Origin of the sequence: Sinomonas sp. G460-2, assembly GCF_047759905.1 — a bacterium.
Lineage (GTDB): Bacteria > Actinomycetota > Actinomycetes > Actinomycetales > Micrococcaceae > Sinomonas.
The window spans coordinates 1-10958 of the sequence record NZ_JBKZWT010000111.1 but is presented as its reverse complement, the minus strand read 5'-3'; the positions used below and the strand labels follow the sequence as shown (position 1 = coordinate 10958).

9 protein-coding genes and 1 pseudogene are annotated in these 10958 nt (G+C 68.3%); 1 reads left to right on the top strand and 9 read right to left on the bottom strand.

The annotated features are described in order from the left end of the window. The 6 genes and pseudogenes from ACLN58_RS11890 to ACLN58_RS11865 form a co-directional block, all read right to left on the bottom strand. Positions 1-354, bottom strand: a pseudogene (locus tag ACLN58_RS11890) (mannitol dehydrogenase family protein); the annotation flags it as partial. 13 nt (positions 355-367) lie between these two features. Continuing rightward, positions 368-1780, bottom strand: coding sequence for a glucuronate isomerase (gene uxaC, locus ACLN58_RS11885; RefSeq protein WP_415855470.1), 1413 nt, complete (start codon positions 1778-1780; stop codon positions 368-370). A gap of 187 nt (positions 1781-1967) precedes the next feature. Beyond that, positions 1968-2807, bottom strand: a complete 840-nt coding sequence (locus ACLN58_RS11880; protein ID WP_415855469.1) for a sugar phosphate isomerase/epimerase family protein — start codon at positions 2805-2807, stop codon at positions 1968-1970. Positions 2808-2809: 2 nt separating this feature from the next. Continuing rightward, on the bottom strand, positions 2810-3733 hold the full coding sequence (locus ACLN58_RS11875; RefSeq protein WP_415855468.1) for a carbohydrate ABC transporter permease: 924 nt from the start codon (positions 3731-3733) through the stop codon (positions 2810-2812). Then, positions 3730-4746, bottom strand: a complete 1017-nt coding sequence (locus ACLN58_RS11870; RefSeq protein ID WP_415855467.1) for a carbohydrate ABC transporter permease — start codon at positions 4744-4746, stop codon at positions 3730-3732. Before ACLN58_RS11870 ends, ACLN58_RS11875 begins: the two co-directional genes overlap by 4 nt. Before the next feature lie 28 nt (positions 4747-4774). Then, a complete protein-coding gene (locus ACLN58_RS11865) occupies positions 4775-6127 on the bottom strand; it encodes an ABC transporter substrate-binding protein (protein ID WP_415855466.1) in 1353 nt (450 codons plus the stop codon). Between the two features lie 137 nt (positions 6128-6264). Here ACLN58_RS11865 and ACLN58_RS11860 point away from each other — a divergent pair, with 137 nt between their 5' ends. Then, positions 6265-7284 (top strand): LacI family DNA-binding transcriptional regulator, encoded by a 1020-nt coding sequence (locus tag ACLN58_RS11860; RefSeq protein ID WP_415855465.1) that lies wholly within the window; start codon positions 6265-6267, stop codon positions 7282-7284. Between the two features lie 178 nt (positions 7285-7462). Here the strand turns inward: ACLN58_RS11860 and ACLN58_RS11855 are convergent, their stop codons facing one another. The 3 genes from ACLN58_RS11855 to ACLN58_RS11845 form a co-directional block, all read right to left on the bottom strand. Beyond that, complete coding sequence (locus ACLN58_RS11855; protein ID WP_415855464.1) at positions 7463-8629, bottom strand: Gfo/Idh/MocA family protein; 1167 nt, start codon at positions 8627-8629, stop codon at positions 7463-7465. Between the two features lie 22 nt (positions 8630-8651). Then, positions 8652-9512: a sugar phosphate isomerase/epimerase family protein gene (locus tag ACLN58_RS11850; RefSeq protein ID WP_415855463.1), complete on the bottom strand. Its 861-nt coding sequence runs from the start codon at positions 9510-9512 to the stop codon at positions 8652-8654. Between the two features lie 127 nt (positions 9513-9639). Then, positions 9640-10665 (bottom strand): Gfo/Idh/MocA family protein, encoded by a 1026-nt coding sequence (locus ACLN58_RS11845; protein WP_415855462.1) that lies wholly within the window; start codon positions 10663-10665, stop codon positions 9640-9642. Positions 10666-10958 lie beyond the last annotated feature (293 nt).

The window sequence follows — 10958 nt, the reverse complement described above, 5'->3', positions numbered from 1 at the left end:
CACGGTGAGGGTGACGATCGCGGTGGACGGGGCGGCGAGGAGCTCATTCAGGCGCGCGGTGTCCGCGCCGTCGAGGGCCTCGGAGATCGTGGTGACGACCTCGAAGCGGTCGCCGTCGGCGGCCCGCTCGACGAGCGTGAACAGCCCGTCCTGCGGCGCGAGCGCCCGTGCGGCGTCGGGGCGACGGCCGGTGAAAGCCGCGATGCCCCATTCGGCGCCGTCGTGTGCCTTGGCGGTGAACCAGGCCTGATGGGATCGGTGGAACGCACCGAGCCCGAGGTGGACAATGCGGACGGGAGGGGCTGGGGAGCCCTTGCGGCCCAGGACGGGCAGCTCAGTGGCGATTCTGGTCACGGGGTCTTCCTTCTCAGAGCTTGAAGACCCGCCGCGGCGCGCCGTCGACGATGTCCACGATGAGCTCGTGCGCGCGGGTCTCGGTGATGCGGTGTTCGGCGACGAGCCGAGCCAGGAACGAGGCCTCGATCCGGCGCGAGGTGTCGTGCCGGGCGGGGATCGAGCAGAACGCCCGAGTGTCGTCGATGAACCCGGACGAGCGGGAGAAGCCCGCCGTCTCGGTCACGGCCGAGCGGAAGCGCAGCATCGCGTCCGGAGCGTCGAGGAACCACCACGGGGCGCCGATGTACACGCTCGGGTAGAACCCCGCGAGCGGGGCGAGCTCGCGGGAGAACACCGTCTCGTCCAGGGTGAACAGGACGAGATGGAAGTCCTTCGCCGTGCCGTACTCCTGCAGGAGCGCGCGGACACCCTCCGTGTAGTTGACGGCGAACGGGATGTCGTGTCCCGTGTCCGCGCCGTAGGCCGCGAACGTCGGGGCGTGGTGGTTGCGGAAGGAGCCGGGATGGATCGTCATGACGAGGCCGTCCTCGACGGACATCCGCGCCATCTCGACCATCATGTGGGCCTCGAACGCGTCGCGGTCCGCCGCGGTGGCCTCGCCGCGCCGGGCCTTCTCGAACAGCGCCTCGGCCTCGCTCGCGGAGAGCTTGAGCGTGAGCGGCGTGCGCACGCCGTGGTCCGCAGAGACCGCGCCGTGCTCAACGAAGTAGCGGCGGCGGTTCTCGAGCGCGCGGAGGTAGCCCGCGTAGCCCGCGACGCCGTCGGACGCCTCGTCGGAGATCCGCTCGACGCGAGCCGCCCACTCCGGATGCGCGATGTTGATGTACGGATCCGGGCGGAACGTGGGAACCACGCGGCCCGCGAACGATTCGTCCTTCGCGATGCGGGCGTGGGCCTCGAGGGTGTCGAGCGGATCGTCGGTCGTCGCGAGGACCTCGATGTTGAAGTCCTCGAACAGCCGGCGCGGGCGGAAGCCCGGCTCGGCGAGCTTCGCCGCGATCGCGTCAAAGGAGGCGTCCGCATTCGCGCCCAGCGCGTCCACCATCGAGCCCGGCAGGCCGAACAGGTGCTCGAACTCTTCGCGCAGCCAGTAGCCGGAGGCGGTCCCGTCGAAGAGGGGCCACGCGTCCGCGAAGCGCCGCCACGCCGCGCGGGCGTCGGCTGCGGACCCGCCGACGCCGAGCTCATTCAACGGCACGCCCGAGGCGTGGAGGAGGCGCGTCACGTAGTGGTCGGGGCTGATGAGAAGACTGGTCGGATCCGTGAACGGTACGTCGTCGGCGATCCACTCGGCCGGGACGTGGCCGTGCGGGGAAAGGATCGGGAAACGCTCGACGTCGGCGTACAGCTCACGCGCAATCTGTCGGGTGCCGGGATCGGCGGGGAGGAGGCGGTCGGGGTTGGCGCTCAGAGAGTCAGTCATCGTTTCTCTCGATTCGTCTCAAGGAAGGTAGATTCTGCGACCCGGCTTCCCCAGATTCCTCTCCAGTCTCCCCAACTTCTGGCGACCACGCCCGGCGTGTCGCCCTGCGCGCGCGGCGAGTTGCGCCGTCGTCCGCTCGGAAGCTGGGGAGATCGGGAGGGGAACCGGGGAAACCGGAGGGGCGGCTTCAGCCGACCGCGACGCCAGCCGCGTCAAGGACCTTCGCGAAGGCCCGGGCGGCCACGCCAAAGGCGTACGGGCCGCTGAAGCCGCCGGTCTCGTACGCGTACGCGAGGTGCGGCTCGAGCGAGGCGAAGCCGGTGAAGCCGCTGTCGCGCAGGGCCTCGACGGTGCGGAGAACCTCGCCGTCGCCCTCGCCGGCCGGCACGACCTGCTTCGTGGACGACTCAGCGTCCTTGACCTGGAGGTAGACGACATGCGGGCGGAGCATCTCGTACGCCTCGGAGAACGGCTTGACTCCCACCTGGACAAAGTTCGCCGGGTCCCACGCGAGCTTGAGCGCCGGGGAGTTCACGGACTCCACGATGTCGAGGACGCGCTCCGGGATGTCGCCGAAGATGTCCTTCTCGTTCTCGTGCACGAGCGTCACGCCCGTGCCCTCCGCGCGGCGGGCCAGCGCCGTCATCCGCTCGATCACGGCGTCCCGGACGTCCTCGGCCTTCTTGCCCTCATAGAAGAAGGAGAAGAGGCGGATGTACGGCGCACCGAGCACCTCGGCGGCGCGCAGGGCCCGGCCCAGGCGCTCGACTTCGTGCTCGACGGGCAGCTCGATGTCGACCTTGCCGATCGGCGAGGCGATCGCGGAGGTCTTGAGCCCGGCCTCGTCGAAGATCGTCTTGAGCTCGGCGAGCTGCTCCTCGCTCATGTCCACGATGTTGACGCCCCAGGCGCCGCGGACCTCCACGTGGCTCGCGCCGAGGGCCCGCATGACGGCCGCCTGGACCCGCGGGTCCGCGTCGATCTCGTCAGCAAACCCCGACAGCTGCCACTGGACTGCGTTGGTCATTGTCACTTGACTCCTCCGGACGTCAGACCGCCCACTAGATACTTCTGGAAGAACAGGTACAGGATCACGACCGGCAGCGCACACACGAGCGAGGCCGCCATCATCTGGCCGTACAGCGGGATCGCGCCGCCCTCCGTGCTGCTCGAGAACACCTGGAGGGCCACGGCAGCCGTCTGGGTGTCCGGCCGGGTCATGACGGACGCGAAGAGCACGTCATTCCAGCCGGGCAGGAACGCGAAGATCGCGGCGACGATGAGGCCCGGCCAGCTCAGCGGCAGGATGATCCTGGTCAGCACGCCGAGGTTCGTCGCGCCGTCGATGCGCGCGGCCTCTTCGAGCTCCTTCGGCAGGCCGCGGAGGTACGTGACCATGACCCACGTCGAGAACGGCAGGGAGAACGTCAGATACGTGACGAACAAGCCCCAGCGGGTGCCGATGACCTGCAGGCCGAGGTAGGTGGCGGAGGAGGAGAACAGCACGAACAGCGGGAGCACGATGAGCGTGCCCGGCACGCTCTGGAGGCCCAGCAGCGCCCGCAGGATCGTGCGACGGCCCAGGAACTGGTACCGGACCAGCACGAACGCCGTGCCGATCGAGAACGCCGCCGAGACGATCGCGGTCGAGCCCGCCACGATGATCGAGTTCGTGAGGCCGTTCGCGAGCCCGACACTCGTCCAGATGTTCTCGTAGTTGCTGACCGTGAACGTGCTGGGCCAGAGCTCGCCGTTGGCCACGCCGATGTCCGTGTTGAGCGACGCGAGGAAGATGTACGCGATCGGGATCAGGACGGCGGCGCACAGGATGATTGCCACAGCGGTGAGGAGCCAGCCCGGGAGCAGGCGGGTCACCTCCTTCTGCTGGCGCGAGCCGGGGCGTTCGACGGCGGCCGGGGCCTTGGTCTCTAGAGTCACCGCGCTGGTGGTCACTTGCGGCCTCCCGGGGTCTCGGCGTCGTCGAGCTTGACGGCGCGCAGGTAGATGAACAGCGGGATGAGGATGAGGATGAGCGAGACGACCGCCATGCCGGCGCTCAGGCCGAAGCGGAAGCTCTGGAAGCTCGTCGCGTACGTCAGGTACGGGAGCACCTCGATATCGTTCGGCGCGGGGAGGCCGAAGAGCACGTAGGGCAGCGTGAAGTTGTTGATGTGGTTGAGCATCCCGATGAGGATCGCGAGGGAGATCGGGCCCTTGAGGTACGGGAAGATGACGTACCGGAGCTTGTTCCACCACAGCGCGCCGTCGAGGGCGGACGCCTCGTGGACCTCGTGGTCAACTCCCTGCAGGCCGGAGAGGGCCAGGAGGTAGATGAACGGCCACGACGACCAGATCTGCACGAACACGAGGACCCAGTACGTGTTGGGGCCGTTGAGGAACAGACCGGGATCGATGCCGACGTGGTGCAGCATGAGCGTGATGATGCCGCTCGGCTGGAACATGGTCCGCCACACCGTGGCCACGACGAAGCCGGGCAGGACGTACGGGATGAGGAAGACCGAGCGCACCAGGGCGCGGCCGGGGAACTTGTTCTGCGTGGCCAGGGCCGCCGCGATGCCGAGCGGCAGCGTGACGATCGTGGCGATGGCCGAGTACGAGACGCTGAGCCACACCGAGCGCAGGATCCCCGACTGGGTGATGGCCTCGATGTAGTTGGCGAGCCCGATGAACGGCGCCGAGAGCCATTGGCGGAGCGTGTACTGGTCGAGGTCGAGGAAGGAGATGTAGACGCCGAGCACGAGCGGTACGACGATGACGACCAGCATGAGGACGCCACCAGGGATGAGCATCCACAGGGGCCGGTTGCGCTCGGACAGGCCTCGGCGGCGCTTGTTGCTGGGGCCGGCCTGGCCGCCGGTCGAGGAGGCCGTGTCGGGCCGGGGGCCCCGGCCCGCCACGCGAGTGGCGGTCCGGGACTCCGGGGCGGAATTGCGGGCAGTGGTCATGATTACCTCAAAACATCCGCAGCGCGGACTACTTGGCTCGGCTCAGGGACTGCTGCGCGGAGTCCTGGGCGGCTTTGATGCGCTGGCTCAGGTTCGCCTGCGAGACGTTTCCGGACGCGAGATCCGGAATGCTCTGAACCGTGACATTGACGAGGGCGAGCTGGATGTCGGCCCACGCGCCGGTGAACGGCGTCGCGAACGACTTGGCTGCGGCATCGGTGACGGCCGCCATGTGCGGGGCGGAACTCAGCGACTTGAGCGCGTCGGAGCTCGTCGGCAGGTCGCCGAAGATCTTCTGGTAGCTCAGCTGCTGATCCTTGTCCGTGACCATCTTGAGGAACGCGAGCGCGAGGTCCTTGTTCTTCGAGTAGGAGGCGATGCCCATGTTGTCGCCCGAGAGGATCGAGGCCACGGGACGCGCACCGCTCGGCGCCGTGTCGCTGATCTGCGTCGGCATGAGCGCGTAGTCGTACTTGTCCTTGATCGCCGAGCTGTTGAGCGTGTTGAGCGAGCCGGTGGACGTCATGAGGAAGAACGCCGACTTGCCGGAGGCGAAGTTCGCGAGGGCCTGGCTGTTGGTCCAGCCGACCGACGCCGGGTCAACGACCTTGTCCTTCGTGAGCCAGCCGAAGTACGTCTGGTAGGCCTTGGTCACGGCGTCGTTGTTGATGTTCGCCGTCTTGCCGTCCACGAGCTTGTTGCCCGACTGCTCGGACATGGCCCAGATGTACTTCCACGGGTCGAAGTTGTCCTTGTACGCGATCGACATGCCGTACTGGCCCTTGGACGCGTCCGTGGCCTTCTTGGCCTGGTCGACGAGGCCGTCCCACGTCGTGGCGGGCTTGTCGATGCCGGCCGCCTTGAGGAGGTCCTTGTTGTAGGCCATGACGAACGGACGGCTCGCGAACGGAACGGCGTAGAGCTTGTTCTGGTCCGGGCCGGAGATCCCGAGCGCCGCCTGGTTGAACTTGTCCTTGCCGCCGAGCGCCTTCCAGTCGTCGTCGGTGAGCTGGGCGAAGGCGCCCGTCGCGACCGCGGTCGGGGTGAACGTGGTGCCGAGCGAGTAGATGTCAGGGCCCTGGCCGGAGACGGCCGAGGTCTGGATCTTCGTGAGCTCGTCGTTGCCCGAGGCGAAGGTCTCGAACTTGAGGTCGGCGCCGGTCGCCTTCTTGAAGGCCGCGGCCGTGTCGTCGAACCACTGCTGCTGCTGCTGGGGATAGGTGGTGTTCTTGCCGATGAAGACGTTGAGCGTCTTGCCGGCACCGTTGACGGCGCCGCCGGAGGAGCTGCCGCCGGACGTGCCACCCCCGCCACAGGCAGAAAGTGCGAGAGCGGCTGCCGTCGCAATGGAGGCCAGAACGGCCTTCTTGCCAAAACGCATGAATCTCCTCCTTGAGGTCGGTGGGCGGCCGTTGTGATTCAGCTCACCCCATGCATCGATAAGGTCGAGCTTAGGAAAAGAGGAAAACCGACGGCAAGCGATTGCCATGAGTTGCCAAAGATGCTGCAATGGCATGCATGACCGAAGAGTCCCCCTCCTCTGCCGAGCGAATGCCGACCATCCGCGACATCGCGGAGATCGCCGGCGTCGCCACCTCGACCGTGTCCCGCGCACTGTCCAATCCCCAGCGCGTCAACGCACGCACGCGGGAGAAGATCGAGCGGATCGCGTCGGAGCTGCACTACGTTCCGAGCAGCACGGCGCGCGGCCTCAGCTCGGGGCGCACGGGGGTCATCGCGGTTCTGGTCCCCGACATCACGAACCCGTTCTTCTTCGACATCATCCGCGGCACGCAGCACCAGCTGAAGGCGTCCGGCTACACCCAGCTGCTCGTCGACACCGAGGAGGCCACCGACGTCGAGCTCGACACGCTGCGGAAGCTGCGCCGCTCCACGGACGGGGCAATCCTCGCCGCGTCGCGCCTCACCGACCAGCAGCTCGCGGACACCGCGCTGCGGCAGCCGCTCGTCACCATCAACCGGGCGACGGCGGACGCCCCGACCGTGCTCATCGACACGCCGAGCGCCGTGGTCCAGGCCCTCGAGCACCTAGCCTCGTTCGGCCACAAGTCGGTCGTCTACGCGGCGGGACCCACGAGCTCCTGGTCCAATCACCGGCGCTGGAAGGCGATCGAGGAGGCCGCCGCGAAGCGCGGCATGACGGCCACGCGAATTGGCCCCTACGCCCCGACGGCGTTCTCCGGGGCGGCCGCGGCCGACGCCGCGCTCAGCACGGGGGCGACGGCGATGATCGCCTTCAACGACCTTCTCGCCATCGGCATGCTCCAGCGCTTCCACGAGCGCGGCGTGCGCGTGCCCGACGATGTGAGCATCGTGGGCTGCGACGACATGTTCGGCTCGGACTTCTGCAACCCACCGCTCACCACGATCGCCTCGCCGGTCGAGCAGGCCGGCCGCGTCGCGGTGTCGATGCTCATGGCCCAGCTCGACCCGATCCGTGGCGGCACGCCCCGCAAGCTCGCGGTCATGCCCACGCACCTCAAGATCCGCGCGTCGACCGGGCCCGCCCGCGCCTGACGCCCCACACAGCAAAAGCGGACGACGGCGGGTGCCCACCCGCCGTCGTCCGCTCGTGGGGCGTCCGCTCCTGCCCTTCTTGCACGCCCATAGCCGCGACTCGCCGCACAACACACCGATTCCCGCCACCACGGCCGCGAAAGGAGGGCACGATGGGACGCGCCTCGCGCAGCTCTGCTTAACTGCGCTGGGGGAACTTGCCCTCTTCGGCAATCTTCTTGTTGAGCAGGGCGAGGAACTCGTCGTCGTCGAAGTCCATCGGGACTTCCTTGCCGGTCCAGCTCGAGAAGTGGATTGCGTTCGCGAGGCGCACGCCGAGGATCCCGTCGCTGCCGGGGGCGATGAGCGGGGTGCCGTCGAGGATGTTCGCCGCAAAGTTCTCCAGCACGGTGGCGTGCTGGCCGCCCCACGCGGTGTCGAACTCGAGCGTCTCGTGCGTGTAGTACTCGTTCGGGTCGAACTCGTCCCGGGTCATCTTCCAGATGTCCTCGGTCGGGATGCTCGCGTTGATCTCCTGCTCGGTGCGGCGGTAGCGGGTCACGACCGCGGTCTTCGCGTCGGTGACCACGATCTTGCCCTTGTCGCCCGTGATCTCGAAGCGGTCCGTGCCCACGAGCTCGTGGGTCGCGGTGGTGAACGTGCCGGTCGCGCCGTTGCCGTAGTCGACCACGGCGACCACCTCGTCCTCGACGTCGATGTTCCGCCGGAAGCCGTAGCCGGCCTTGGCGAAGACGCTCTTGGGGACGCCGCAGATCCACTGCCACAGGTCGAGGTTGTGCGGGGCCTGGTTCACGAGGACGCCGCCGCCCTCGCCGCCCCACGTGGCGCGCCAGTCGCTCTGGTCGTAGTACGCCTGCGGCCGATACCACGTGGTGATGATCCAGTTCGTGCGGCGGATCTCGCCGAGCTCGCCCGAGGCGATGATCTCCTTGAGCTTGCGGTACAGCGGGTTGGTGCGCTGGTTGAACATGATCGCGAACGTCAGCTCAGGCTTGGACGCCGCGAACTCGTTGAGCTCCTTGACCTGCTTCGTGTAGACGCCCGCGGGCTTCTCCACGAGCACGTGGAGGCCGCGCTCGAGCGCCTGGATGCCCATCTGCGGGTGAAGGTAGTGCGGGACGGTCGTGACCACGGCCTCGATGGCACCGGACTCGAGCATCGTGATGTAGTCGTCGAACACGGTCACGCCCGGGTGCCGCTCGGCGATGAGCTCGCGACGCGCGGGGTCCGTGTCCGTGATCGCCACGAGCTCCATGTTCGGAACGCGTCCGTCGGCGACGAGCCCCGCATACTGGCTGCCCTGGTTGCCGAACCCGACGATGCCGAGGCGGACTTTCTTGCTCATGCTTGCTCCTGTTTCGCTGGGATTAGAAGAGGTCCTGGAATCCGAGGCCCACGAGGTTGTCGTGGGAGATCGTGAGGGCGTCGAAGACGGTGCGGCCGTACAGCCGGTCCTGCTCGACGAGCAGGTACTTCGCACCCGTCTCGACGGCGGTGGGCACGATCGAGGCGAAGTCGAGGTTGCCCTCCCCGACCTCGGCGAACTGCACGACGTCGGCGAATTCGCGCATGAACGCCTCGTGGTTGCCCTCCGCGTGCGCCTTCACGCCTTCCTCGGACAGCGCTCCGATGCGGTAGTCCTTGAGATGGACCATCGCGGTGCGGCCCGCGTACTTGTGGAGGGTGCGGACCGGGTCGAGGCCGCCGCGCTGGACCCAGTGGACGTCGATCTCGAGCCCCATGCTCGGGGCCTCGTCAGCGAGGATGTCCATGATGTAGCGGCCACTCATCTTGGCGAACTCGACGTGGTGGTTGTGGTAGTACAGCGCGATGCCCTCGTCCGCGAGCGCCTGCGCGGCCTTCTCGGCGCGCTTCGCGTAGTCGCGCACGCTGTCCTCGCTCTGCAGCTCGAACATGGGCGCCATGCCGATCCGCAGCATGTCCGTGCCGAGGCGACGGCAGTCAGCGACGACGCGCTCGACGTCGACCGCGAGCGGGTACGGGGTGGAGCCCTGCTCGCCCTCGAGCTGCGCGGACAGCGCCGCGAACTCGATTCCGAGCTCGCCCCTGGCCCGCTCGAGCTCTGCCACGTTCGCCTGGTCCATGGGGATCTGCGAGACCTCGACGGCGCGGTAGCCGATCTCGGCAACCTTCCGGAGCGTCTCGAAGGGACCGATCTTTTCGAAGCTCTCCCGAAGCATCATCGCTTGGACGCCGATTCTGGCCATCGCTGTTCTCCTCTTCGTACCAGCGGCCGCGCGGTGACGGCCGTCACACTTCTTCCACCGTAGGCAGATCTGGCACACGATGGTAACCGTTTGCCAACACTTGCCACCGAGGCCCGGTGCGGCGGGGCTAGACCCACTCCCCCGGCGCGTACGAGCTCGCGTACACGTCCTTGATGAGCCGCAGCGACGCCGTCGCCTCCTCGGCCCCGATCCAAAACGGACGCCCGGACCCGAGCGACGCATAGAAATCCTCGATGAGCAGACGGTGCGAGGCGCCCCAATAGCTCCGCTCGCCCGCAAGGACGCCGGCTTCCTCGACGACGTCGACCCTCCCGTCGGCATGCCGCACCGTGAGCTCGCCCCGCAGGCTCAGCGTGGCCCCTTCCGTCACGACGTCGAGCGTCACAGGGGCGTTGACCCCGTTCGCGTTGGTCGCGTAGAAGACGGACCGGACGTTCCCGCCGTCGGGCGTCGTGTGCTCGAGGAGGAGGTCGGCGGTGTCCTCGACCTCGATCACGCCCGCGAGCGCGCGCGTCGACGCCGCCCCGCCGACTAGGACGGCGGGACCCACGAGCCACTGCAGCAGGTCGAGCGTGTGGATGGCCTGGTTCATGAGGAGCCCACCGCCGCTCCCGGCCCACGTTCCGCGCCAAGGCCGCGCCGCGTAGTACTCGGGCGTGCGGTGCCACATGACCGTCGCGTTGGCCCCAAGGATTCGCCCGAGCTTCCCGGAATCCAGCAGCTCGCGGAGGGCTCGGACCGGCTCGTTGTAACGGTTCTGGAAGCACACCCCGAGCTGGGTGCCGCGCTCGGCGAACGCGGTTCGCGCCGTGAGGGCGAGCGCCTCGGCGTCCGCCAGAGTGTGCGCGACGGGCTTCTCCGTGAGCACATTGACGCCGCGCTCGAGGGCCTGCTGGGCGAGGGGCGCGTGGGAGTTGTGCGGCGTGCAGAGATGCACGGCGTCGACGCCTCCCGCATCGAGCAGCTCGCCGAGGCTCGCATACCCCGGCACGCCGTGGGCGGCAGAGGCGGCGGCGCGTCGGTCCGCGTCAGGATCGACGACGGCGGCGAGCTGGGCGCCGTCGATCGCGCCGAGCGCCGCGAAATGCTGGGCGGAGATGTCGCCGCAGCCGACGACGGCGGCCCTCCTCACCGGTGATGGGGGCTGAGGGGACTCGGGTGACGCGTCGACGGGCACCCCTCCAAACTAGTGACCCCCACCACGGCCGGGCAACCGCTTGCCATCGTTGCCGTACCCATGCCGCGCGCCTCAGCGACGGGTCAGCGGTGCGTCTCGCCGCTCTCGGTGTCGAGCAGCCCGAGCTCGTCGCGGCGCGGGAGGCCCTCCCAGTCGCCGTGGCTCCCGACCGCGAAGGCGCCGAGTGCGGTCCCACGCCGGAGCCGCGCAGGGACGTCGAGTCGTTCGAGCCGCGCGGACAGATAGCC

Excerpts from the sequence above, each read along its gene's own strand:
- ACLN58_RS11880 (WP_415855469.1), bottom strand. The coding sequence starts at position 2,807 with ATGACCAACGCAGTCCAGTGGCAGCTGTCGGGGTTTGCTGACGAGATC.
- ACLN58_RS11850 (WP_415855463.1), bottom strand. The coding sequence starts at position 9,512 with ATGGCCAGAATCGGCGTCCAAGCGATGATGCTTCGGGAGAGCTTCGAA.
- ACLN58_RS11860 (WP_415855465.1), top strand. The coding sequence starts at position 6,265 with ATGACCGAAGAGTCCCCCTCCTCTGCCGAGCGAATGCCGACCATCCGC.
- uxaC (WP_415855470.1), bottom strand. The coding sequence starts at position 1,780 with ATGACTGACTCTCTGAGCGCCAACCCCGACCGCCTCCTCCCCGCCGAT.
- ACLN58_RS11870 (WP_415855467.1), bottom strand. The coding sequence starts at position 4,746 with ATGACCACTGCCCGCAATTCCGCCCCGGAGTCCCGGACCGCCACTCGC.
- ACLN58_RS11855 (WP_415855464.1), bottom strand. The coding sequence starts at position 8,629 with ATGAGCAAGAAAGTCCGCCTCGGCATCGTCGGGTTCGGCAACCAGGGC.
- ACLN58_RS11865 (WP_415855466.1), bottom strand. The coding sequence starts at position 6,127 with ATGCGTTTTGGCAAGAAGGCCGTTCTGGCCTCCATTGCGACGGCAGCC.